This window comes from Salinimicrobium sp. TH3 (genome assembly GCF_026676115.1).
Lineage (GTDB): Bacteria > Bacteroidota > Bacteroidia > Flavobacteriales > Flavobacteriaceae > Salinimicrobium.
In genome coordinates, this window is sequence record NZ_JAPONB010000003.1 from 101,274 (window position 1) to 124,661 (window position 23,388).

At 41.3% G+C, this 23,388-nt stretch carries 22 protein-coding genes; 12 read left to right on the forward strand and 10 right to left on the reverse strand.

Features of this window, described 5'->3' with window-relative positions:
• Positions 1 to 5: 5 nt before the first annotated feature.
• Positions 6 to 1,625, reverse strand: a complete 1,620-nt coding sequence (locus OU683_RS06205; protein ID WP_268136329.1) for an FMN-binding glutamate synthase family protein — start codon at positions 1,623 to 1,625, stop codon at positions 6 to 8.
• 179 nt (positions 1,626 to 1,804) lie between these two features.
• On the opposite strand from OU683_RS06205, the gene OU683_RS06210 reads away from it, so the two are divergent.
• The 3 genes from OU683_RS06210 to OU683_RS06220 all read left to right on the forward strand — a co-directional run bounded on the left by OU683_RS06210 (position 1,805) and on the right by OU683_RS06220 (position 5,094).
• A complete protein-coding gene (locus OU683_RS06210) occupies positions 1,805 to 4,129 on the forward strand; it encodes an ATP-dependent helicase (RefSeq protein ID WP_268136331.1) in 2,325 nt (774 codons plus the stop codon).
• 60 nt (positions 4,130 to 4,189) lie between these two features.
• A complete protein-coding gene (locus tag OU683_RS06215) occupies positions 4,190 to 4,402 on the forward strand; it encodes a hypervirulence associated TUDOR domain-containing protein (RefSeq protein WP_268136333.1) in 213 nt (70 codons plus the stop codon).
• A 71-nt stretch (positions 4,403 to 4,473) separates the two neighbouring features.
• Entirely contained in the window at positions 4,474 to 5,094 is a 621-nt protein-coding gene (locus OU683_RS06220; RefSeq protein WP_268136335.1) for an L-threonylcarbamoyladenylate synthase, read from the forward strand.
• Positions 5,095 to 5,267: 173 nt separating this feature from the next.
• On the opposite strand, the gene OU683_RS06225 is transcribed toward OU683_RS06220, so the two are convergent.
• The 4 genes from OU683_RS06225 to OU683_RS06240 all read right to left on the reverse strand — a co-directional run bounded on the left by OU683_RS06225 (position 5,268) and on the right by OU683_RS06240 (position 8,984).
• Complete coding sequence (locus tag OU683_RS06225) at positions 5,268 to 6,380, reverse strand: hypothetical protein (RefSeq protein WP_268136337.1); 1,113 nt, start codon at positions 6,378 to 6,380, stop codon at positions 5,268 to 5,270.
• A gap of 172 nt (positions 6,381 to 6,552) precedes the next feature.
• Positions 6,553 to 7,386, reverse strand: coding sequence for an OmpA family protein (locus OU683_RS06230; protein ID WP_268136339.1), 834 nt, complete (start codon positions 7,384 to 7,386; stop codon positions 6,553 to 6,555).
• An 83-nt stretch (positions 7,387 to 7,469) separates the two neighbouring features.
• A complete protein-coding gene (locus OU683_RS06235; protein WP_268136341.1) occupies positions 7,470 to 8,471 on the reverse strand; it encodes a glycosyltransferase family 2 protein in 1,002 nt (333 codons plus the stop codon).
• Positions 8,472 to 8,540: 69 nt separating this feature from the next.
• Entirely contained in the window at positions 8,541 to 8,984 is a 444-nt protein-coding gene (locus OU683_RS06240) for a type I restriction enzyme HsdR N-terminal domain-containing protein (protein ID WP_268136343.1), read from the reverse strand.
• A 62-nt stretch (positions 8,985 to 9,046) separates the two neighbouring features.
• Here OU683_RS06240 and holA point away from each other — a divergent pair, with 62 nt between their 5' ends.
• The 6 genes from holA (at position 9,047) to OU683_RS06270 (ending at position 14,860) form a co-directional block, all read left to right on the forward strand.
• Entirely contained in the window at positions 9,047 to 10,051 is a 1,005-nt protein-coding gene (gene holA / locus OU683_RS06245) for a DNA polymerase III subunit delta (protein WP_268136345.1), read from the forward strand.
• A 1-nt stretch (position 10,052) separates the two neighbouring features.
• The gene (gene menA / locus OU683_RS06250; protein WP_268136347.1) at positions 10,053 to 10,955 is read left to right on the forward strand and encodes a 1,4-dihydroxy-2-naphthoate octaprenyltransferase; all 903 of its coding nucleotides are present in this window, start codon (positions 10,053 to 10,055) and stop codon (positions 10,953 to 10,955) included.
• 70 nt (positions 10,956 to 11,025) lie between these two features.
• On the forward strand, positions 11,026 to 11,706 hold the full coding sequence (locus tag OU683_RS06255; RefSeq protein ID WP_268136349.1) for a metal-dependent hydrolase: 681 nt from the start codon (positions 11,026 to 11,028) through the stop codon (positions 11,704 to 11,706).
• 9 nt (positions 11,707 to 11,715) lie between these two features.
• Entirely contained in the window at positions 11,716 to 12,750 is a 1,035-nt protein-coding gene (locus OU683_RS06260) for an o-succinylbenzoate synthase (RefSeq protein WP_268136351.1), read from the forward strand.
• An 8-nt stretch (positions 12,751 to 12,758) separates the two neighbouring features.
• Positions 12,759 to 13,703, forward strand: a complete 945-nt coding sequence (locus OU683_RS06265; protein ID WP_268136353.1) for a CPBP family intramembrane glutamic endopeptidase — start codon at positions 12,759 to 12,761, stop codon at positions 13,701 to 13,703.
• A gap of 56 nt (positions 13,704 to 13,759) precedes the next feature.
• The gene (locus tag OU683_RS06270; RefSeq protein ID WP_268136355.1) at positions 13,760 to 14,860 is read left to right on the forward strand and encodes an AMP-binding protein; all 1,101 of its coding nucleotides are present in this window, start codon (positions 13,760 to 13,762) and stop codon (positions 14,858 to 14,860) included.
• A gap of 1 nt (position 14,861) precedes the next feature.
• Here OU683_RS06270 and OU683_RS06275 read toward each other — a convergent pair whose 3' ends face one another.
• The 4 genes from OU683_RS06275 to OU683_RS06290 form a co-directional block, all read right to left on the reverse strand.
• A complete protein-coding gene (locus tag OU683_RS06275) occupies positions 14,862 to 15,284 on the reverse strand; it encodes a DoxX family protein (protein WP_268136357.1) in 423 nt (140 codons plus the stop codon).
• 98 nt (positions 15,285 to 15,382) lie between these two features.
• Positions 15,383 to 17,026: a M1 family metallopeptidase gene (locus OU683_RS06280; protein WP_268136359.1), complete on the reverse strand. Its 1,644-nt coding sequence runs from the start codon at positions 17,024 to 17,026 to the stop codon at positions 15,383 to 15,385.
• Between the two features lie 10 nt (positions 17,027 to 17,036).
• Positions 17,037 to 17,921, reverse strand: a complete 885-nt coding sequence (locus tag OU683_RS06285; RefSeq protein WP_268136361.1) for a hypothetical protein — start codon at positions 17,919 to 17,921, stop codon at positions 17,037 to 17,039.
• Between the two features lie 4 nt (positions 17,922 to 17,925).
• Entirely contained in the window at positions 17,926 to 19,554 is a 1,629-nt protein-coding gene (locus OU683_RS06290) for an acyl-CoA carboxylase subunit beta (protein WP_268136363.1), read from the reverse strand.
• A gap of 226 nt (positions 19,555 to 19,780) precedes the next feature.
• Between OU683_RS06290 and OU683_RS06295 the strand changes: the two genes are divergently transcribed.
• Complete coding sequence (locus OU683_RS06295; protein ID WP_029033564.1) at positions 19,781 to 19,960, forward strand: CAL67264 family membrane protein; 180 nt, start codon at positions 19,781 to 19,783, stop codon at positions 19,958 to 19,960.
• A 185-nt stretch (positions 19,961 to 20,145) separates the two neighbouring features.
• Here the strand turns inward: OU683_RS06295 and OU683_RS06300 are convergent, their stop codons facing one another.
• Positions 20,146 to 20,814: a hypothetical protein gene (locus OU683_RS06300; RefSeq protein WP_268136365.1), complete on the reverse strand. Its 669-nt coding sequence runs from the start codon at positions 20,812 to 20,814 to the stop codon at positions 20,146 to 20,148.
• A gap of 96 nt (positions 20,815 to 20,910) precedes the next feature.
• Between OU683_RS06300 and OU683_RS06305 the strand changes: the two genes are divergently transcribed.
• A complete protein-coding gene (locus OU683_RS06305) occupies positions 20,911 to 21,390 on the forward strand; it encodes a DinB family protein (protein WP_268136367.1) in 480 nt (159 codons plus the stop codon).
• Between the two features lie 113 nt (positions 21,391 to 21,503).
• Positions 21,504 to 23,192: an energy-dependent translational throttle protein EttA gene (gene ettA / locus OU683_RS06310; protein WP_268136369.1), complete on the forward strand. Its 1,689-nt coding sequence runs from the start codon at positions 21,504 to 21,506 to the stop codon at positions 23,190 to 23,192.
• Positions 23,193 to 23,388 lie beyond the last annotated feature (196 nt).

Consider the following 23,388-nt stretch of genomic DNA (forward strand, 5'->3'; position numbering starts at 1 on the left):
GTCTACTATTGATCTGCTACCGAGGTGTCTTCAGTTTCTACTTCCTTCACATCGGTTTCTTTGCCTTTTCGGTACGAGCCGCCTAAGTTAGGACATCCTGCCAAAGTAGCAACAGAATCAAACGGAACTTTTGTTTTGTTATACATGAAAGTTTCTGCAAGTGTTTTGGCAATGAACCTGTCGCCTAAGTTGATCTCCACATCATCCATGGTAAATTCGCAAGGATGTTCATATCCGCAGGCGTGGGTGATTTCGAGTAGTTCCTTCCTAAAATTATTGAAATAATAATTAACACGTTCTGCTTTGTCCTTGACATTTATACCTGCCTGTAACCAGCGGTTCTGCGTTGCCACACCTGTGGGGCAGGTATTGGTGTGACAGGATTGAGCCTGTATACAACCAACACTTAACATGGCTTCCCGGGCCACATTGATACAATCGGCTCCCATGGCAAAGGCCATGGCTGCTTTTGCGGGAAAACCAAGTTTGCCACTACCTATAAAAACTATGTGGTTGGTAAGATCCCTTGCCTGGAAGATCTTGTAAATATCTGTAAATCCATAGATCCAGGGCAGGGCAACATGATCTGCAAAACTGGGAGGGGCAGCCCCGGTTCCTCCTTCTCCTCCATCAATGGAAATGAAATCTGGTCCCCGGTTGGTCTCGGCCATAATGCTTGCCAGTTCCCGCCATTCATCCAGTTTTCCAATCGCTGCTTTTATGCCTACGGGTAAGCCTGTGTGTTCGGCAATTTCTTCTATCCAGTCTACCAATCCCTGCATATCATTGAAGGTACTATGTGCTGGTGGTGAAAGGACATCTTTTCCCAAGGGTATATGCCTTATTTCAGAAATTTCCTGAGTGATCTTCGAAGCAGGAAGCACTCCACCTTTTCCCGGTTTCGCCCCCTGGGAAAGTTTAATTTCAATAGCCCTCACGCTGGGGTATTCCTCTACCATTTCTACAAGTTTTTCCATTGAAAAACTGCCGTCTTCATTGCGAATACCAAAGTACCCTGTTCCAATCTGGAAAACCACATCTGCTCCTTTTTTGTGGTAAGGTGATAGCCCGCCCTCTCCAGTGTTGTGAAAAGCATAGGATTTTTTGCAGCCTCTGTTTAAAGATTCAATTGCCCGGGCAGAAAGGGAGCCAAAACTCATCGCTGAAACGTTGATAACCGATGCAGGACGAAAGGGCCGGCGGCGTTTGTGAAACTCTCCCATTACTTTTGCGCATGCTACAAAGTATGGATCTTCCCTGTTAATGTGTTTTTCGGGCATGTAATAAGAGATGACTGCATTATTGATGAAGATGTAATTTACATCATAGATATCCTGATCTGTCCCGAATCCCTCATAGTTATTCTCATTTTTGGAAGATGCATAGACCCAGCTTCGTTCTATACGGTTAAAGGGCAGTTCCTCCCGGTTTCCGGCCACGATGTACTGCCTTAATTCGGGTCCAATGCTTTCGAGCATATAACGAAAATGACCAACCAGAGGGAAGTTATGGAGGATGGTGTGTTTCTTGTTTATAAAGATGTCATAAATAACAACTAGCCCAATAAAAATAAGAAGCCACATCCACCAGGAGATATCTCCCAAAAATTCCAAAACATTATCCATAAACCACATTTTTGACAAAAAATAAAAGTTACTCCATATAGCTGCACCTCCAAAATATATTTATTTAAAAAAAATGTAAAATGGGAAAATCAATCGATGAGAAATCTTAAAAAGATATGAGTTGACGGCTTAATTTTTGCCTCATTTTAATTATTTTCACCCCTTAAAAGAAGTTAGAATTGGAAAAATATTTAGCCGAGTTAAATGATGCTCAGCGGGCCCCTGTTTTGCAGAAGGATGGGGCGATGATCGTGATTGCAGGTGCGGGATCGGGGAAGACCCGGGTGCTTACTTACAGGATTGCATACCTCATGAGCAAGGGGGTGGATGCTTTTAATATTCTTGCCTTAACATTTACTAACAAGGCGGCACGGGAAATGAAGACGCGAATCGCTAAAATTGTAGGTAACAGTGAGGCGAAAAACCTTTGGATGGGAACATTTCACTCCATCTTTGCAAAGATGCTAAGGTTTGAAGCCGATAAATTGGGTTACCCTTCCAATTTTACCATATATGATACTCAGGATTCCCAGCGCCTTATCTCCGCAATTATTAAGGAAATGGGACTGGATAAAGATGTTTATAAATATAAACAGGTCTATTCCCGTATCTCCTCTTATAAAAACAGCCTGATCACTGTTAAGGCATATTTTCAAAATCCCGAATTAATGGAAGCCGATGCCATGTCAAAAAAGCCAAGGCTGGGTGAAATTTACAGGGAGTATGTGGACAGGTGTTTTAAGGCAGGAGCTATGGATTTTGATGACCTGCTATTGAAAACCAATGAATTACTTAACAGGTTTCCCGATGTACTTCACAAATACCAGAACCGCTTCAGGTATATTCTGGTAGATGAGTACCAGGATACCAACCACTCCCAATATCTTATCGTAAAAGCCCTTTCAGATAAATTTCAGAATATATGTGTGGTGGGTGACGATGCACAAAGTATTTATGCCTTTCGTGGGGCGAACATCAACAATATTCTCAACTTTCAGAAGGATTATGATGACGTACAAATGTATCGTCTTGAGCAGAACTACCGTTCCTCAAAAAATATAGTTGAAGCCGCCAACTCCATTATTGAAAAGAATAAGACCAGGCTTGAAAAGGTAGTATGGACAGCCAATGATGACGGTCCAAAGATCGTGGTGAACCGTTTGCTTACAGATGGGGAAGAAGGAAGGTTTGTTGCAGGATCTATTTTTGAAACCCGAATGGAGAACCAGATGAACAATGGTGACTTTGCCATTCTTTATCGAACCAATGCACAAAGTAGAGCCATGGAAGACGCTCTGCGGAAAAAAGACATTCCATACCGAATTTATGGTGGTCTCTCCTTTTATCAACGGAAAGAGATAAAGGATGTGCTTTCTTACTTAAGGCTGGTGATCAATCCCAAAGATGAGGAAGCCCTTAAACGGGTGATCAATTTTCCTGCCCGCGGAATTGGGCAGACCACGGTAGACAGGCTTACCATTGCGGCAAACCACTATAAAAGGTCCATTTATGAGGTGATTGAGAACCTCGATAAAATTGACCTGAAGATCAACAAAGGCACGAAAAATAAACTGGAGAACTTTATCAATATGGTAAAAAGCTTCCAGATCATGAATGAAACTGCCGATGCTTTTACTCTTGCTGAAACCGTTGCTAAAAAAACCGGACTTCTTCAGGAATTAAAAAAGGATGGTACACCCGAAGGTATTGCCAAGATAGAGAACATAGAGGAACTGCTTAACGGGATACGGGATTTTGTGGAAGGCCAGAAAGAGATAGCCGATGCTACAGGCTCCCTTACCGAATTCCTGGAAGATGTAGCTCTGGCTACAGATATGGATAAGGACTCCGGGGATGATGACCGTGTTGCTCTTATGACCATACATCTCGCTAAAGGCCTGGAATTTCCTTATGTGTATATCGTGGGAATGGAGGAGGATCTTTTTCCTTCGGCCATGAGTATGAATACAAGATCTGAACTTGAAGAGGAACGTCGTTTGTTTTATGTGGCTCTCACCCGGGCCGAGAAAAAAGCTTTTCTCACCTATACACAATCGAGATATCGATGGGGAAAACTGGTGGATGCCGAGCCCAGTCGTTTTATTGAGGAAATTGATGAAAAGTTCCTCGATTTTTTGATTCCGCAGGATGACTACAAGTACAAGCCGCTTATCGATACCGATATATTTGGTGAGGTAGACAAGAGCAAGTTCCGCCAAAACAAACCAGTCAAAGGAACTCCGCCGCCGTCGCATAAACCTACGGATGAGCAGCTGCGAAAGTTAAGAAAGCTGCGTCCTGCCACCACGCCAGAGACTTCGGCTCCTTCTGCAGAGGTCATAAAACTGGAAGCCGGCAATGAAGTGGAGCATATGCGCTTTGGGAAAGGAAAGGTTTTAAGTATTGAAGGCGTGGGCCAGGATAAAAAGGCCGAAATCGACTTTGAGACAGGTGGAATCAAGAAACTGCTCCTAAAATTTGCAAAACTGAAAATGCTGTCCTGAGGTTAAGTAATTGTTATTCTTTAGGTTAGATGCTTTTGTGTTTTTATATTTAAAATAAAAATGATTAGAGAAGGCACAGCAGTAAAATGGAAGTGGGGCAAAGGGGTTGCACATGGAAAGGTAAAGAACACTTTTGATCACGAAATTACTCACACTATTAAAGGGACGAAGGTTACCCGCAAGGGAAAGCCAGACAATAAAGCTCTGTTCATTCAGCAGGAAAACGGTAATGAAGTTCTCAAACTTGAGAGCGAGGTGGAGAGGAATGATTAATTTTCTGTGAAACCATTATTAAATGGTACCGAATTTTCGTAATTTTTGGAGGCATTTAAACTAAACTAATTATGGCAGAATTAATCAGGATCTATGAAGAGAACCCAAATCCGAGAGAAATAAAAAGAGTTGTAGAAGCTTTGAAAGATGGTGCCCTTATCATTTACCCCACAGATACGGTTTACGGACTTGGATGTGATATAACAAATAATGCGGCTTTAGAACGCATAGCACAGCTTAGGGGTGTAAAACTTGAAAAGGCAAATTTCTCTTTTATCTGTGAAAATTTGAGTAATCTTTCCGATTATGTGAGGCAAATAGATAATCGGACCTTTAAGATCCTGAAAAGGAACCTGCCTGGGCCGTATACATTTATTCTTCCCGGAAATAGCAATTTACCAGCAGTTTTTAGAAAGAAGAAAACAGTAGGAATTCGTATTCCCGATAATAATATTTGCCGGGCACTTGTAAGCGGACTCGGTAATCCAATTGTTTCCACTTCCATTCGTGATGATGATGAGGTGTTGGAATACACCACAGATCCCGAACTCATTCTTGAAAAATGGGATAACCTGGTAGAAATCGTCATTGATGGCGGTTATGGGGACAATATTCCCTCTACAGTAATAGATCTTACCACCACCGAACCTGAAGTTATACGGGAAGGGAAAGGTAGTATTGAAATCCTTTAGGTTCTGTATCAATTAGGATATAACGTGCTTTGAGAAAAACTTTATTACTGCAAAATAGCAGGCACCTTTTCCAGAACAGGCTAATGAATTATAGGCTGAAGGAAGTATTGAAATAGAAAACAAAACAAAAAGCCCGGCAACTGCCGGGCTTTAATACTGTATAAATAAAAATATTATTTTGTAACAAATTCCGGTCCTACTTCTGGAGCTACAACAGCATCAATAACCTCAGAAACAAAAATTTCGTGTAATTCCTGTTCGGTTAAAATATGTCCCTGCTTTTGAGCATCGTTAGCCAATTCATATCCTAAACGCGCGGCTTCCATTCTTTGCTGTGGTGTCCCGTGGTGACCGTTGCTCTTGAAGCTACAGTCTCCAATGTTGAAAAATAATTCGAAGAACTGCTCTACTCTTTTCCAGTTATAAGTCGCTCCTCTTTTATGAGTCATGTAGTAAGAGGCCATAAAGTCAGCTTCTAATTCCGTGTATCGGGTAGCTTCGGGTTGATTATCTGCAGCTCCTTCAGGATACCATACTGAATAGTTGTCGAATTGTATTTGGTGAGCCCATTCATGAGCAAGAATACCAGTCCAGACAATACCCTCATCGATTCCGGTTCTGGAAAGAACAGATGTTATACCATCACCTATTACAATAAGATTTCCTGCTGTGGCAAATCCGTCCATAGCAAAATATGGAGATTCCGGAAGTACAGGTGAGGCCTCGTTAACTGAGAGAAGAAAATCTGCATTAGCATAGGCCACTTCAGACGAAAGACCTACGAAAATATAGACACTAGCCAATTTATCACGATCGTTCAAACTTGCAGTGTGCTGGCCATTAACACGAATCTCATTAGGCATATCCCAAAATCTTTCAAGATCACGGACTCTTTTTGCCATGAAATTTGTGTACTCACCATTTTCGCCGAAATATTGCTCAGAAGTATCGAGGTAAGATATGTAAAAATTTAAATCAAGATATAAATCAAAATAAGTTAGAGCTAAAGGGTCTGAGAAGAACGGTTGGATAACTTTGTTGATTTCGCTGTTAAACGCCGTTGGGCTACAATCAGTAGGTTCTACAGCATTCTTTTTAAAAACATCATTTCTAAGATTGTGACCATCATAGGTAACGGGATTAACAGTCAAATCAGGGTTGATTGCGGCCTTCGCATCTACATTTAATGTAGAATGAGATGCATTCATAACGGGAGATCCAGAAACCATCACTTCTTCCACTTCTGTATCTTTTTCACAGGAAACACTAATGATGCCTACGCACAAAGAGAACAGAGCAATTTTGTTGAAACTTTTTAACATAATAAACTTTAGTTGATTAATAAAGTGTCGAATCTAACTAAAAAAATCTTAAAAAATGGAATCGCCTGAAAATTAATATGTTAAAATAAAAGCCCGGCAACTGCCGGGCTTTTATAAAGTATATAATGATTTCTGCTTACTTGGCAGTCTGCATACCTTCTTCAATAAGATTGTAGAACTGGTCAAGTTTTGGAAGGATCACAATACGTGTTCTCCTGTTCTTGGCTCTACCTTCTTCAGTTTCGTTAGTTGCAACCGGTACGTAGTAACTTCTTCCTGCAGCAGTCATTCTTTGTGGCTGAACACCAAAATCTTCCTGCAATACACGAACTACAGAAGTTGCTCTCTTAACAGAAAGATCCCAGTTGTCCTGAAGCACTGCGTTTCTAATTGGCTTGTCATCTGTATGACCTTCTACCATAAACTCGATGTCTGGACGGTTCTTCACTACTGTAGCAACTTTACCTAGTACTTCTTTAGCACGGTCGGATACATTGTATTTTCCGCTTTCGAAAAGTAGTTTATCAGAAATAGATACATAAACAACACCTTTTTCTACGTTGATCTGGATGTCCTCATCACTCATGTTTCCAAGCACACCTTTTAGGCTGGTTACCAAAGCAAGCGTTACTGAATCCTTCTTAGTAATAGCATCCTGCATACGCTGGATCTTCATATCTTTTTCCTTGATGCTTTCTAAAGAACGTTCAAGATTTTCAGCTTCTTTTTTAGATAAAGTAGCAAGATCTCCAACGTTGTTCAATAAAGCAGTATTTTGATTGCTCAGTTGTCCAATTTGTTGGTTTAGACGTTCTTTTTCGTCTAAACAGGAGTTAAGTTTAACGGTGGCAGTGTTTAGCTTGTCCTGTGTCTCCTGTTGTTGAGCTTCGAGCTCGGCATACTTCTTCGATGAAACACATGAAGAAAAAAGGAGGGCAGCAGTTGCCGATAAAAGCATGAATTTTTTCATAATTCTTAATTGTTGTGATTAAATGTTAAACGTGTCAAAAATACAAATTCTGTTGGCACGGCGAAATTTAAAGAGTACTTAATTCAAATATTTTCCATTTCTTTAAAAGTCTTCTTACCCTGCAGATAATATGCAAGTACAACGGAGGAAGTGTGGTAATATTTTATGTTTTTGGAAGAAGAAATTCTTTTATTCCACATTTTTCGTAAATGCCTGTAAAAGTCCAAATGTGCTTTAAGCACGGCAATAGTATGAGCGGGTTGGAGGGCGATTAAAAATTTTATTCCGGCAAGGCCATCGAGTATTAATCGAAGGAAAAGCAGCATAAAAACTTTTTTTTTGGGAGCATTTTTAAGAACCGTAAAAAGGCTGTTCCTGAAATTTAAAAAGGTTTTGCGGGGGTGCATAGAATTTAAGGTGCCGCCACCAAGATGGAAGACCCGGGATGCACCCACTGCTTTTACTTTTTTGCCTTTATTAAAAAGTCTCCAGCAAAGGTCAATTTCCTCCTGGTGAGCAAAGAAATCTTCATCAAACCCACCTGCCTCAAAAAAGGCATTTCTTCTTATCATCATACAGGCCCCGGTGGCCCAGAAGATTTCTCGGATATCGTCATATTGCCCAAGGTCTTTTTCAAGAGTTTCAAAGATCCTGCCACGGCAGTATGGATATCCCAAAGCATCAATATAACCTCCCGCGGCACCTGCATATTCAAAAAAATCCTTTTTACGGTAGTTAAGGATCTTTGGCTGGAGCGCCGCAACGGCTGGATCATTTTCCATTTCGGCAATTAATGGCGGGAGCCATGCCGGGGTGACTTCCACATCGCTGTTAAGGAGTACGAAGAGATCTTCCTTAAGATCCCGTAGGGCGTCGTTATAACCTTTGGCAAATCCACCGTTGACCTTATTGAGAATGATCTTTACCTGCGGAAAATTCTTCTTCAGGAACGGGACAGAATCATCTGTTGAAGCATTGTCGGCTACGTAGACAGTGGCTTCAGAAGAATTATTAACTACCGATGGGAGGAACTGCTCAAGCAATGCTCTTCCGTTCCAGTTAAGAATGACTACTGCTATTTTCACTGCTGCAAATTAAAGCAAAAATGAGAGATTTTAAGCTCTTCCATTACCGGGTGTCAAAAATGGGTGTTTTTAACTCCATTCTGGAAGATCGGGGAGGAAGTGATATTTTTCGGCCTCATAATCCAGTTGGCAAAAGTAGTGCTGCAGTCCGTTTGTAACCATAAGGTAAGTTGCCTGCAGTGCGAGATTGTACCGGGCGATCTGGTCAAAAGTTTCCTGGGTTACGGGAACAGAAGCTGCTTTACACTCCACCACCAGGTGAATGCTGCCATCGGGTCGGTAAGCCAGGACGTCGTACCTTTTAATGAGATCGTGGACCTTAAGTTGTTTCTCTACATTGAGCAGGCTTTTTGGAAATTTCTTTTCCTGTATAAGAAATTGCACCACGTGTTGTCGCACCCATTCTTCGGGGGTAAGGAAAACAAATTTTTTCCGAAGCTCATCAAAAACAGCTACTTTATTTTCGCTATTTTTGAACCGAAATGAGTACCGGGGGAAGTTAAGTGTATGCATGCTCAAAAGTAGAACTTTTCAGAAGAAAATTCTTTATATCCCCTCCCGAAAACCAGCTGTAAATGGATGACGTAAAAAGTATTGTGACTGCCATTAAAAAAGGAGATATCAAACCTATCTATTTTTTAATGGGAGAGGAGCCGTATTTTATTGATAAAATTTCAGATTATATTGAAGATCACCTGTTGCAGGAAGAAGAAAAAGGTTTTAACCAGATGGTGCTTTACGGTCGCGATGTGACCGTAGATGAAATTGTTGGTAACGCCAAACGCTTTCCTATGATGGCCGAACGCCAGGTAATTATAGTAAAAGAAGCCCAGGATCTTTCCCGTACCATTGAACAACTGGTAGCTTATGCAGAAAACCCGCAGCCCACGACTGTTTTGGTCTTTAATTATAAGTACAAAAAGCTGGATAAGCGAAAGAAACTGCACAAGGCCATTGCTAAAACGGGGGTTGTTTACGAAAACAAAAGGCTTTATGAGAACCAGGTAGTAGACTGGATACAGAAGGAGATGCATACCCGCGGATATCAAATGGCTCCCAAGGCGGCACAAATGCTCCTGGAGTTTTTAGGAAATCAACTTGACAAGATAGATAATGAGCTAAAGAAGCTTCAGCTTATTGCTCCAAAGGGAACTGCAATTACTCCCGAACTCATTGAGGAAAATATTGGTATAAGTAAAGATTTTAACGTTTTTGAACTACGAAAGGCGATTGGTAGTAAAGACAATTTTAAAGCCCACCGCATTATAAACTATTTTTCTCAAAATGAGAAAGACCATCCTATGGTGATGACTGTGGGTATGTTGTTTAGTTTCTTTGTTCAATTGCAGCAATATCATGCTCTTAATGATAAATCTGAAGCCAATGTTGCTAAGGTCCTTAAGGTCAACCGTTTCTTTGTAAAAGACTACGTTTCTGCCGCGCGGAATTACAATATGAAAAAGGTGAGTAGTATTATTTCCTTTTTGAGGGAAGCCGATATGAAGGGAAAAGGAGTAGGGGCTGCCAATGTGCCGCAGGGAGATCTTTTAAAAGAACTGCTTGTAAAAATTTTTAATTAGTATGGCAACAATAGATACCTGGGTAAGTGCTGCGAGATTAAGGACGCTTCCGCTTTCAGTTTCAGGAATTTTAGTGGGAAGTTCTATAGCCGTAGCTCACGATGTATTTAATACGGTGATCTTTGCCCTGGCCCTGGCCACTACACTTGGGCTACAAATCCTCTCGAATTTCGCCAATGACTATGGAGACTTCGTGAAAGGTACAGACAATGAAGACAGGGTAGGACCCCTACGGGCACTTCAAAGCGGGATGATTACCAGGAAAGAAATGTTCTGGGGTATGCTGGGTACAGGAATAATTACTTTTTTCTTTGCGGTCGCCCTTATATACATAGCATTTGGAACGCGAAGTCTTTTCTATGGAATTGTGTTCTTAATATTAGGAATAGCCGCCATAGCTGCAGCGGTTAAGTACACTGTAGGGGATTCGGCTTACGGTTACCGGGGACTGGGAGATGTTTTTGTCTTTTTGTTTTTTGGGATTGTAGCGGTCTACGGCAGCTACTTCCTCTATGCTCTTGAATGGGACTGGCGGGTATTTTTACCGGCTGCTACTTTTGGATTCCTTAGCTCGGGGGTGCTTAACCTTAATAATATGCGGGACAGGGCTGCCGATGCTAAAGCCGGCAAGAATACGCTCGTAGTAAAAATGGGGGCAGCTCGTGCAAAGCAATATCATTACTTTCTCCTGCTGGCGGCTTTCTCCTGTATTATTCTTTATTCGGCGTTTTCTTTCACGGGATTGGATGATCTTTTGTATCTCATTGCCTTTGTTCCATTACTGCTTCACTTGAAAAGGGTTATGGAAAATTCCAATCCCGTTCTGCTGGATCCAGAACTTAAGACCCTGGCTTTAGGAACTTTCTTATTGGCTGTTCTGTTTGGAATAGGCCAAATATTATAGGTTCCAAAAATGGCTTTTTCGGAAGGTCTTTCCGTCAGGATTTTGTAATTTGTTTGGAAAACATCACATCATGAAAATCACTCATTACGCGCACAGCACATTTTCAATTGAAGTTAAGGGAATTCATCTTTTGGTCGACCCATTTATTTCGGGTAATGAAAAGGTAAAAGACAAGATAAATATTAATGATCTTAAGGCAGATTATATTCTGCTAACGCACGCACATCAAGATCATACGCTCGATGCCGAAGCCATTGCCAAAAGAACGGGAGCTGTAATAATTAGCAATTTTGAAATCGCTACCCATTATGAGAATAAAGGCCTGGAAGTACATCCACTTAACCACGGCGGAAAATGGAGCTTTGAATTTGGCACTGTGAAGTACGTAAATGCGATTCACACCAGCTCCTTTCCAGATGGTAGTTACGGTGGCCAACCCGGCGGTTTTGTCATAGAGGGGGAACATAAGAATATTTATATCGCCGGTGATACCGCCCTCACTATGGATATGAAACTTATCCCAATGCACACCAAACTGGACCTTGCTATTCTTCCTATTGGTGACAACTTCACAATGGGGGTTGAAGATGCAATTATTGCTAGTGATTTTGTGCAGTGCGATAAAGTTTTAGGTTGCCATTATGATACCTTTGGGTATATAGAGATTGATCATGAGGAGGCAAAAAGAAAGTTTTACGAAAAAGGAAAAGACCTCATGTTGCTGGAGACAGGGGAAAGTATTGAGCTCTAAAATAAACCTGTGCAGGCAAATTATCATAAATACATTCTAAATTTTAAACGCCCCAGTGGTACTTCCCGGGGCGTCCTTACACAAAAAGAGACCTGGTTCTTAATTCTGAATCAGGACGGTAAAACAGGAATAGGGGAGTGCGGAATTTTAAGAAGTCTTAGTTACGATGACCGCCCCGACTATGAGAAAAAGCTTAAATGGGTATGCGAAAATATTGATCTGGGGGAAGAAAGATTGTGGGAGGAGCTAAGGGAATTCCCCAGTATACAGTTTGGAGTAGAAATGGCTTTCAAGTCGCTGGCTGCTAAAGATCCTTTTCTACTGTTTCCTTCAAACTTTACCCAGGGTAATGCCTCTATTCCTATCAATGGACTGGTTTGGATGGGAGAGGAGGAGTTCATGAAGCAACAAATTGTTGAGAAGATAGAAGATGGCTTCAGGTGTATAAAGCTGAAAATTGGCGCCATTGATTTCGAAACTGAAATTAAATTGCTGAAGTTCATAAGGCGTGAATTCACTTCGGAAGAAATAGAAATAAGGGTAGATGCCAACGGGGCTTTTGAGCCTTCTGAAGCCCTTGAAAAACTGAAGCGTCTTAGTGAACTGGAACTTCACAGTATTGAGCAGCCCATTAAACAAGGGCAACCGCATGAAATGGCAAAACTTTGTGAAGCCAGCCCGCTAGCCATAGCACTGGATGAGGAATTAATTGGAGTGACAGGTGTAACAGAAAAGAGGGAGCTTTTACAAACAATAAAACCACAGTATGTAATTTTTAAACCCAGTTTAATAGGTGGTATAAAAGGAACAAATGAGTGGATAGAATTACTGGTCTCAAGGGAGACCGATTGGTGGATCACCAGTGCACTGGAGAGTAATGTAGGGTTAAATGCCATAGCACAATATACGTTCAAGCTAGAAAATCCAATGCCACAAGGCCTTGGTACAGGAGGTTTGTATACCAACAACTTTAGTTCTCCTCTTGAAGTGAGGAAAGGAAATTTGTGGTGCCAACCCTCCAACAAATGGAATTTTAACCTATAGATTTTATCATGTTTATTAAATTAGCTTATAAAGCAAAAACCGAATGGTGGCGATATCTAATTGGTGTTATCATCATTTTTTTGGGGTGGCAGTTATTTGGGTTTTTACCGTGGTTGGGCCTTCTTGTTCTTGAGGCAGGACCCCAGGTGTTTACACTTACCCAGGGGGAAATGATGCAGGTCCTGGATTCAAATCTTACATTTTTCTTTTTGTTACTGTCCTTTGCTGTAGGCCTGGCAACACTTTTTTTCGTCGTTAAATTCCTGCATGAACAAAAGATCAAAGACGTTACCACTTCGCGAAAAAAAGTGGACTGGGGAAGGTTTTTCTTTGGATTTAGTATAGTTGCCGTTTTTTCACTTGTTACCACAATTGTTGATTATAACATGCAACCCGAGGATTATCTTTGGAATTTTAAAACGGTTCCCTTTCTTATTCTTGTAGCTATTGCTCTAATCATGGTCCCATTGCAAACCAGTTTTGAAGAATACCTTTTTAGAGGCTACCTTATGCAGGGAATAGGTGTTTTAGCCGGAAACAGGTGGTTGCCACTAGTGATAACTTCTGTGATCTTTGGAGGCATGCATATTTTCAATCCCGAGGTTGAGAAACTGGGATACATTATTATGGCATATTATATTGGTACCGGTTTTCTACTGGGCATAATGACACTTATGGACGAAGGGATGGAACTGGCCCTGGGTTTCCACGCAGGTAATAACCTTATTGGAGCACTATTAATTACGGCCGACTGGACTGCATTTCAAACTAATTCTGTATTAAAAGATGTTTCAGATCCTTCGGCGGGATGGGATATTCTTGTTCCACTTCTGGTTGTTTATCCTGTCTTTCTTTTTCTAATGGCAAGAACCTATAGGTGGAATAACTGGAAGGAAAGGATTTTTGGAAAGGTGAGTCCGCCGCAAACCATAAACTATCCTGAAGAGATTTAATTTGTTCTGAACAATTCGTTAACTTTAGCATTTAAGCGTTAAATATGACTAGAGTTATGGAAACTAAATTCAGTTTACCGGAAACACATCCCCAGTTTAGGCTTAATGGTCTCTACTATACCAATGAAGAACTGGCTGCGGTAGCCTATAGTCTTATTAAGGAAGGGGAACCATATGAAGGTCAGGCGGGAAATTTTCTGCTTGACTGGCTTAATGACAAAGATTATATCGAGGTAAAAACTTCCGGTTCCACGGGGCCTCCCAAGGTGATTTCGATTAAGAAGCAGCAAATGGTCAACAGCGCAAGGTCAACCGGGAAGTTCTTTGATCTGGGGCCGGGTACTACTGCGCTACATTGCCTTCCCACAAATTTTATTGCCGGTAAAATGATGCTGGTACGGGCTATGCTTCTGGGTTGGAAGCTTGACCTGGAGCTACCCAAGGCTAATCCTCTTGACCGCATATTTAAAATATATGACTTTTGCGCCATGACCCCATTCCAGCTGGATAATTCCCTTAGCCGGCTACATCTTATTAAAAAACTAATAGTTGGAGGGGGAGCCGTTTCAAGTAATCTTCGCAATTTGGTACAGGGTATAAACACTAAGGTCTACGAAACTTACGGAATGACAGAAACTGTTTCTCATATTGCTGCCCGCAATGTGAATGCCAGGGGTAAGAAACTTGAAGAGCCATTGCCATTTACAACACTTCCAAATGTGAAGATCGATATTGATGAAAGGGATTGCCTTATCATTGAGGCACCACAGTTATCTGATAAAACGCTGATTACAAATGACGTGGTAGAGTTAATTTCTGAAAATAAATTCATCTGGAAGGGGAGAATAGACAACCTGATAAATTCCGGAGGAGTGAAACTTTATCCTGAAGAGATCGAGGCAAAATTGGCACCTATCATTGCACACAGGTTCTTTGTGACCTCCCTGCCAGATCCTGCACTTGGGGAAAAACTGGTCTTGATGGTAGAAAGTGAATTTTCAGAAACTGCGTTGAACAATCTGGAAAGAGAGATCAAGGCCTGCCGCAAACTCGGAAAATTTGAAGTCCCTAAAAAGATTTACTTTGTAGAGAAATTTGAAGAAACTGCCAATGGCAAGATACACCGCGCCAACACCCTTAAAAGCAGGATAACCTAGGCTACATCTGCATTTTAAAATAGTAGTCTGCCGAGTGCTTGCCCGCACCATAGAAAATAAAAAATATGGTTGCGGCAAATACCAATGTTGCCAGCAGTAAATTGGTCACCTCCATAATTCCCATAAAGTTAATTAACACAGCGCCAATGAGGATTGGTAATTGTGCTACAAGAGCCCAGCGGGTAAGAAGTCCAAAAGCAATAAGAACACCACCTACCAGGTGAACGGGTGCGATATAATGTATAACCAGCATTACCCCGCCATATCCTTTTAATGGCTCAATAAGTTCGGTAAGCATGTGGGTTTGAGAAATAAATTGTATTCCTTTAAGGAAGAAAAAGATACCCAATGCTACTCTCAAAAGGTCAAGCGGATAATAAGTATGCGCATTGGCCCATTTGTTTAAAGATTTGATCGTCATCATAACCTCAGGATTTTGAAGTTATAATTTACTGAAAATTAGTTATTTAAACTAAATTTTTTTGAGAAAGGAATTTGTAAGGGTGGCAAAAATATCATTTTTCAAACCTGTTTCAGGTTTTTTCTCTTGATGTAAAACTCTTTCTCTTTAACCTGTAATTCTTCTGGAGAATTTACCTGTTGCTCCATTTTTTGCCATTTTTGAGTCGGGTAAATCCGGGTCTCTTTCCCTTTGATCAAAATATCTACAGGCATATCAAAGCCCTCAACATCGGCTTGCCATTTATAGAAAATCTCGCCTTCCTCTTTTTTAAATTGTAACTCGGGTATGGAGGCGTGTCTTAGATATTGATCGAATACCGGCTGCAGGTCGTAATCAATGGCAGCATTGAAAAAATCTTCGGTAGTTTGGGTGGTAATGATCTTGTGGCGATTGCTTTTTGTATAATCTTTTAAGGTTTTCCACCACCATTCGTCATCATTGTAAATACTCCTTATGGTGTTCAAAAGGTTGGCTCCTTTATAATACATGTCCCCGGAGCCTTCACTGTTCACTCCATAGGTGCCAATTATCTTTTTTGTGTTGCCAATATTGTTTCTTATGCCCTGTAGATATTCAAGAGCTTCCTCTTTTCCCCAGCGGCACTCTATGTAAACAGCTTCAGAATAGGAGGTGAAGCCTTCATGAATCCACATATCGGCAATATCTTTTGCTGTTATGCTGTTTCCAAACCACTCATGACCTGTTTCATGGATAATGATAAAATCCCATTTTAGGCCAATTCCTGTACCGCTCAGGTCGTTGCCCAGGTAGCCTAGTTTGTATTCATTCCCATAGGCCACTGCGCTTTGATGTTCCATCCCGAGGTAGGGAGTTTCCACAAGTTTAAACCCGTCCTCTTCAAAAGGGTAAGCCCCAAACTTTTCATAGAAGCAGTTCATCATGAACTTTACTTCCTCAAATTGTTTTTTCGCCTTTTCCAGGTTGTAGGGAAGAACGTAATAGTCCAGGTCGAGGTGGCGAAACTTATCTTTAAAATGTACGTAATTGCCTATATTCAGAACAATATTGTAATTATTGATGGGGTTGTTCACCTTCCAGTTCCAACGGGTGTAGCCGTTATCGAGAACCTCTTTCCCTAAAAACCGGCCATTGGAAACATTCATGAGTTCATTGGGGACTGCAATTCCAATAAGCGCTTCTTCGGGTTCATCGCTCTGGTGATCTTTGTTGGGATACCAGAGACTTGCCCCTGTACCCTGTACGGCAACTGCGATCCATGAGTTACCCTGTTGATCCTTTTCAAACACAAAACCCCCATCCCAGGGAGCATTTTTAGCAACTATTGGATTTCCTGAATAGAAAAACTGAATAGAATCAATTTCACTTTTTTCCATTTTCGGCACCAGATCAATGAATACAGCATCATGCCTGCGCTCGTATTTCATTTTTTTTCCGCGGAAAAGGATTGAATCCACCTTCATATTCCTGAAAAGATCCACCTGCATTAACGGCAAACTGTCTTCAGCTTTAAAGGTAATGCCGTTAAAGCCCGAAATGTACTTCTCTTCTGGAACAACTTTTACCTGCAGGTTGTACTTAAGGACGTCATAGTTCCTTTCGGCTCGTAGGGAACCCCGCAGTGTATCTGCTTCAGTGAACTGGCTTTTGTTGGTGACAACCTGTGCCTGTATAGGAGCAGCTGCAAGAAATAAAATTAAAATAAAGGAGGTGAAAAATCGCATTTTTGAAGGTTTAGTTTTGGTGCACTAAGAATATCTCTGCATCTGGATGTTCTTCAAGTGTTTTTCTTGAATCCCTATGGATCTTATCGAAAGACTCCATGTCAATTCCTTTGCACATTCCGTACGAATAGTGATATTTTAAGACATCAAGATCTTCGGAGAGCAGTTCCCGTTTTACAGGACAGCCTGAGAGATATCCTTTACATGGAATTTTTGGAGAGAAATGAAAGTAACCCAGGGCCTTAAAAAAATGATATTTTAAAAGGTCCAGCTGGTCTTTTTCCTGATAAACTTTATAAGCATTGACCTTTATTACTCCTCGGTTGATCTGCTGTTTTCCATTCCAGCTTACATAGAAACCCGAATTCCTGTTGTTGCTTATGCGTTGCTCTTGATCAAAATCTTCTTCTGAATTTCTGTAGAACACAAGAAAGTTTGATTTTGCCCTTTCCTGCACTTCAGTAACTCTAAGGGAATCTATTCCTGTAGCTACTTCTTCAGAAAACTGAAGTAATTCTTTCCTGTGAGCTTCAGGAACAGAAGGGTCAAAAAACAATTTTATGGGGTCTTTCCAGACTTTGATGGTAGATTTCTCCTGAAGTTCTTCCGTATGCCCAAATACCGCCGGTTTATATATTTTCAGAAATTCTTCATTCCGTGGCTCATAACGGACCTTGACCTTATTTAACCCTTCAGAAGGAAAATTTTCAACCGGTACAAGGGTGTCGTTTTTATGAAAAACCCAATTAAGGGAATCCTCTTTCGTTAATGCAATGCCGTGGCTTCTAAAATGGCTTATGCTCAATAACTTCCTGGTCTTATGTGTCACCAGAGTATCCTGGGCAAAACCCGAAAAAACTAAAAAAAAGCATATTACTGAAAGAAAATTCTTCATGAAATTATGTTTGTATCACTCCCAGGTTAAAATCTTTTTCAATAGGCGCATGGTTTGCTGCTTCAATTCCCGTTGAGATCCATTTTCTTGTATCCAGGGGATCGATCACAGCATCTGTCCATAAATGTGCGGCAGCGTAATATGCTGAAGTTTGCCTGTCGTATCTGGCCTTGATCTCCTCGAAGACTTTCTTCTCTTTCTCTGCATCTACCTTTTCACCCTTCTTTTCCATCGCAGCAGTTTCTATTTGCGCAAGCACTTTTGCCGCCTGTGTACCACCCATAACGGCAAGTTCGGCACTTGGCCAGGCGAAAATAAGACGCGGGTCATAGGCTTTTCCACACATCGCGTAATTACCTGCTCCGTAGGAATTTCCAATAATTACAGTGAATTTGGGAACTACCGAATTACTCACGGCATTCACCATTTTTGCTCCGTCTTTTATGATTCCGCCATGTTCACTCTTACTTCCCACCATAAACCCGGTGACATCCTGAAGAAACACCAGCGGAATTTTCTTTTGATTACAGTTTGCGATGAAGCGGGTAGCTTTATCGGCCGAGTCTGAATAGATCACTCCCCCAAACTGCATCTCTTTTTTAGCACTTTTGACGATTTTGCGCTGGTTGGCAACTATACCAACAGCCCACCCGTCAATCCTGGCATAACCGGTGATGATTGTCTGGCCATACCCTTCTTTATATTCCTGAAATTCAGAATTATCTATAAGTCGCTCAATAATTTCCCGCATGTCATATTGCTCATTGCGCTGCTTTGGAAGTATCCCATAGATATCCTTTTGATCTTTTGCCGGTTTTACCGGTTTTTTACGGTTATATCCTGCTTTGTCGCTATCTCCAATCTTGTCAATTAAACCTTTAATGGTTTCTAGAGCATCTTTATCATCTTTGGATTTATAATCTGTAACCCCGCTAATTTCACTGTGAGTAGTGGCCCCGCCAAGGGTTTCATTATCGATAGATTCACCAATGGCAGCCTTAACGAGGTAACTTCCTGCAAGGAAAATACTTCCGGTTTTCTCCACGATAAGAGCCTCATCACTCATAATTGGCAGGTATGCACCGCCCGCAACACAACTGCCCATAACGGCAGAGATCTGGGTAATTCCCATGCTGCTCATTACGGCATTGTTCCTAAAAATCCTTCCAAAGTGTTCTTTGTCGGGAAAAATTTCATCCTGCATTGGCAGGTAAACTCCGGCAGAATCCACCAGGTAGATTATAGGCAGCCGGTTTTCTATGGAGATCTCCTGGGCTCTTAGGTTTTTCTTTGCGGTAATTGGGAACCATGCACCTGCTTTCACAGTGGCGTCATTAGCAACAACAATACATTGTTTGCCCGATATTTTCCCAATCTTTACAATAACACCACCACTTGGGCAGCCGCCGTGCTCTTCATACATTCCTTCACCTACAAAAGCACCTATTTCTATGGCCTCTTTTGCATCATCGAGTAAATAATCCACCCTTTCCCGAGCAGTCATTTTTCCCTTGGCGTGATGTTTGGCGATTCGCTTTTCTCCACCTCCAAGTTTTACCTTCTTTAGGCGCTGATTAAGATCTGAAACTAATAATTTGTTGTGGTCTTCGTTCTTGTTGAATTCAATATCCATTTATAAGAGCTAATAGTCGGTTATCAGGTTTATCTTGCAAGGATTTGGCTAACTCCAAACACTGCAATTTTTTCAATGGATGCTAAAATACAAAAACCCTGCAACTAAAAATCTTTATAAAAAGATATAAAAACACGATATTTGTCATAGGAGAGCTTATTCCACAAATATTACTTTTGCCTCCATTTGGTGAAGACTGCCATACAATTAACTACTTGCTGCTATTATGGGAATGAATAAAAATACGATTTTTGGGTGGGCATCCTTTTGCATGCTCCTGGTAGGAATAGCCCTTGTTTTACTGGGAGTTTTAAAATACAGGGACTATGCTATAGGTTTCTCCACAGCCGGAATAGGTTTCTTTATTGTGTCATGGGCCTTCAATGCGCTTAAGGGGAGAGTGTAAAATATTAATTTTCAATAGGTTTTTTGCTTCAGTAAAAGAGGCTGTCTGAAAAAGCCATTTTTCGTCAAGCTGAACTTGTTTCAGCTTCTAATTGATTGTGACTTTTTATTGGTTAAGATCCTGAAATAAATTCAGGATGACGTATTTCATGCTTTTCAGACAGCCTCCTTTTTTGATGGCGGATATCAAAAGGCGAAGCCAAATCCAATATTTGCTATAAGCCCGTTAAAGAGTATATCGGCAGATGCTAATTGCTCGCTAAAGTCGTAAATGTCTGTTTCGGTTGTTCCGTCAGGGTATTTAATCTGGTAATCGATTGTTTTGGGAAGAGAGGAGAAGGAGTAGCCAACTTCGGGACGAAAGTAAAAAAGGCCTCCAAGTTTAGCTCCCAGTTTAATATTGAAGGTATTGTGTTTGTAATCAATATTTCCCGTTCCCTGTTGGCCTTCACGGGTAACAACTGTTTCGCCGTCAAAATTTAACTGGTTATAACTCACCCCGGCGTACAAGCCTTTCCCTGCTTTAAAAAAGTAATAGTTGATACCTCCTTCCAGGTAAGAGTAATTGAGCTCTTTAGTTTCTGTGCCACTAGATTCTTCCTCAGAGAGAAACCAGTCAGATTTAATTGTGGAATAATCCAGACTTACTGCAAGTTTGTCGTTTAAAAGAGGCGTGACATATTCAACATTTCCTCCAACCATATTGGGAAATCCTAATTTAAGACCCAGGCGCACCGGTCTCACCTTATAATCCCTTTCTACAGGGGTATCTGTTTGAGCCTGTGCAAAGTTGTACTGAAACAGCATGGCAGCCAGCAATAGATAACAAAATGAAGTAGTTCTAATTTTCCCCATGATGAATAATTTTAATTGAAAAGGAAATATATTTTATTATTAAAGAGGCTGCAATACCCATTAATGAGTAATTTGTAGAAAACAATTTGAATTTTTATGGACTCAGAAGTTAATATGAAGAAAATATTGCGGAAACATCTTCGTGGAGGTGAGGCTTTTATGCCTTTGGAGGAAATCTTTAAAAAGATCCCTTTTTCTGAACTCGGAAAGAGACCGGCGGGACTTCCCTATTCATTTTACGAGATCTTTTACCATATAAAGTTCACTCAAAATGACATTTTAGAATACTGTAGAAGGGAAAATTACAAATCCCCCGATTGGCCCCTGGATTACTGGCCCGATCACCCGCAGCCAGAAAGTGAAAGCTCCTGGGATCAACTAAAATCGGAATATCTTAAAGATAGGGAGGAGTTGGAAGCTCTTGTACTTTCTAAAGAAACAGATCTTCTGGGAACTGTACCTTCAGGTGGTGACCATACCTTTATAAGGGAGATCTTATTGGTGATTGAGCACACGGCTTATCACAGCGGGCAGCTTTTAATTCTTCTAAGGCACCTGGGACTACATTCTTCCTGAAATTATTCCGCGGCAGCCTTAAAATCAATTCTAAAATTGTGATATTTGTCTGTTAATTAGAATTACAGGGAGGTTCATGAAACCTTCAGAAAACAATAAGAAAAACAAAATTTATGGCAGATGATAAGAAAGTAATTTTCTCCATGTCGGGGTTAACAAAGACATACAAAGGAGAGAATACGCCGGTTTTAAAAAATATCTATTTGAGCTTCTTTTATGGAGCCAAAATAGGTATCCTAGGGCTAAACGGTTCAGGTAAATCCACCCTTCTAAATATCATAGCAGGAAAGGAAAAGAATTACCAGGGAGATGTTGTTTTTGCTCCTGGCTATACCGTGGGAATGCTGGAGCAGGAGCCCGAACTGGATGAGGATAAGACAGTACTTGAGGTGGTGAAGGAAGGTGCAGCCGAAACTGTTGCCATCCTGGAAGAATATAATAAGATCAACGATATGTTTGGTCTACCTGAGGTGTATGAGGATCCCGATAAGATGCAGAAACTTATGGATAAGCAGGCTGCGCTGCAGGATCAAATTGACGCCAGCAATGCCTGGGAGCTTGATACAAAGCTTGAAATCGCGATGGATGCATTGAGAACTCCCGACTCTGATAAAAAGATAGGAGTACTTTCAGGAGGGGAAAGAAGAAGGGTGGCGTTATGCCGACTTCTGCTTCAGGAGCCAGATGTGTTGCTGCTTGATGAGCCAACCAACCACCTGGATGCAGAATCTGTATTGTGGCTGGAACAACACCTTCAGCAATATAAAGGTACAGTGATTGCTGTAACTCACGACCGTTACTTCCTTGATAATGTTGCAGGATGGATCCTTGAGCTGGACAGGGGAGAGGGTATCCCCTGGAAAGGAAACTACTCTTCGTGGTTAGACCAGAAAGCAAAACGTCTTGCACAGGAACAAAAACAGGCAAGTAAACGCCAAAAGACCCTGGAGCGAGAGCTTGAATGGTCGCGTATGGCGCCAAAGGGAAGGCAGGCAAAGCAAAAAGCCCGTCTAAACAACTATGATAAACTCCTTAGCCAGGATCAAAAGCAAATGGACGAGCAGTTGGAAATTTACATTCCAAATGGCCCGCGCCTGGGAACAAACGTGATCGAGGCCAAAGGTGTAAGTAAGGCGTTTGGTGACAAGCTGCTCTATGACGATCTAAACTTTAAGCTCCCTCAAGCGGGAATCGTGGGAATTATAGGGCCTAACGGTGCAGGTAAGACCACCATTTTCAAAATGATCATGGGAGAGGAAAAACCCGATAAGGGAACCTTTGAAGTGGGAGAGACAGCAAAAATAGCTTATGTAGATCAAAGCCATTCCAATATCGATCCTGAAAAGACCATTTGGCAGAACTTTAGCGATGAGCAGGAGTTGATTATGATGGGTGGCCGCCAGGTAAATTCAAGAGCCTATTTAAGCAGGTTCAACTTTAGCGGAAGTGAACAAAATAAAAAAGTCAGTAAACTTTCCGGTGGGGAAAGAAACCGTCTTCACCTTGCAATGACGTTGAAGGAAGAAGGGAACGTGTTGCTTTTGGATGAGCCTACCAACGATCTTGACGTAAATACTTTGCGGGCCCTGGAAGAGGGATTGGAGAATTTCGCCGGTTGTGCGGTGATCATTTCCCACGACCGTTGGTTTATGGACAGGGTGTGTACCCATATCCTGGCTTTTGAAGGAAACTCTGAGGTCTATTTCTTTGAAGGCAGTTTCTCTGAATATGAGGAGAATAAAAAGAAACGCCTGGGAGATGTCACCCCAAAAAGAATTAAGTACAAAAAGCTGGTAAGATAGAAAAAACAAGAGCCTCAAAAATGCCATTTTTGAGGCTCTTGTTTTGTTCAAGGTTCAAGGTTCAAGGTTCCAGGTTCCAGGTTCCAGGTTCCAGGTTCCAGGTTCAAGGTTTCAGGTTCAGGTTCCAGGTTTCAGGTTCCAGGTTCAAGGTTCAAGGTTTCAGGTTTGTCTGACGACTGAAGACTGACCACTGATC

Coding starts and splice junctions, on each gene's coding strand:
- OU683_RS06205 (WP_268136329.1), bottom strand. CDS start 1,625: ATGGATAATGTTTTGGAATTTTTGGGAGATATCTCCTGGTGGATGTGG.
- OU683_RS06215 (WP_268136333.1), top strand. CDS start 4,190: ATGATTAGAGAAGGCACAGCAGTAAAATGGAAGTGGGGCAAAGGGGTT.
- OU683_RS06220 (WP_268136335.1), top strand. CDS start 4,474: ATGGCAGAATTAATCAGGATCTATGAAGAGAACCCAAATCCGAGAGAA.
- OU683_RS06230 (WP_268136339.1), bottom strand. CDS start 7,386: ATGAAAAAATTCATGCTTTTATCGGCAACTGCTGCCCTCCTTTTTTCT.
- OU683_RS06240 (WP_268136343.1), bottom strand. CDS start 8,984: ATGCATACACTTAACTTCCCCCGGTACTCATTTCGGTTCAAAAATAGC.
- holA (WP_268136345.1), top strand. CDS start 9,047: ATGGATGACGTAAAAAGTATTGTGACTGCCATTAAAAAAGGAGATATC.
- menA (WP_268136347.1), top strand. CDS start 10,053: ATGGCAACAATAGATACCTGGGTAAGTGCTGCGAGATTAAGGACGCTT.
- OU683_RS06255 (WP_268136349.1), top strand. CDS start 11,026: ATGAAAATCACTCATTACGCGCACAGCACATTTTCAATTGAAGTTAAG.
- OU683_RS06265 (WP_268136353.1), top strand. CDS start 12,759: ATGTTTATTAAATTAGCTTATAAAGCAAAAACCGAATGGTGGCGATAT.
- OU683_RS06270 (WP_268136355.1), top strand. CDS start 13,760: ATGGAAACTAAATTCAGTTTACCGGAAACACATCCCCAGTTTAGGCTT.
- OU683_RS06275 (WP_268136357.1), bottom strand. CDS start 15,284: ATGATGACGATCAAATCTTTAAACAAATGGGCCAATGCGCATACTTAT.
- OU683_RS06280 (WP_268136359.1), bottom strand. CDS start 17,026: ATGCGATTTTTCACCTCCTTTATTTTAATTTTATTTCTTGCAGCTGCT.
- OU683_RS06285 (WP_268136361.1), bottom strand. CDS start 17,921: ATGAAGAATTTTCTTTCAGTAATATGCTTTTTTTTAGTTTTTTCGGGT.
- OU683_RS06290 (WP_268136363.1), bottom strand. CDS start 19,554: ATGGATATTGAATTCAACAAGAACGAAGACCACAACAAATTATTAGTT.
- OU683_RS06295 (WP_029033564.1), top strand. CDS start 19,781: ATGGGAATGAATAAAAATACGATTTTTGGGTGGGCATCCTTTTGCATG.
- OU683_RS06300 (WP_268136365.1), bottom strand. CDS start 20,814: ATGGGGAAAATTAGAACTACTTCATTTTGTTATCTATTGCTGGCTGCC.
- OU683_RS06305 (WP_268136367.1), top strand. CDS start 20,911: ATGGACTCAGAAGTTAATATGAAGAAAATATTGCGGAAACATCTTCGT.
- ettA (WP_268136369.1), top strand. CDS start 21,504: ATGGCAGATGATAAGAAAGTAATTTTCTCCATGTCGGGGTTAACAAAG.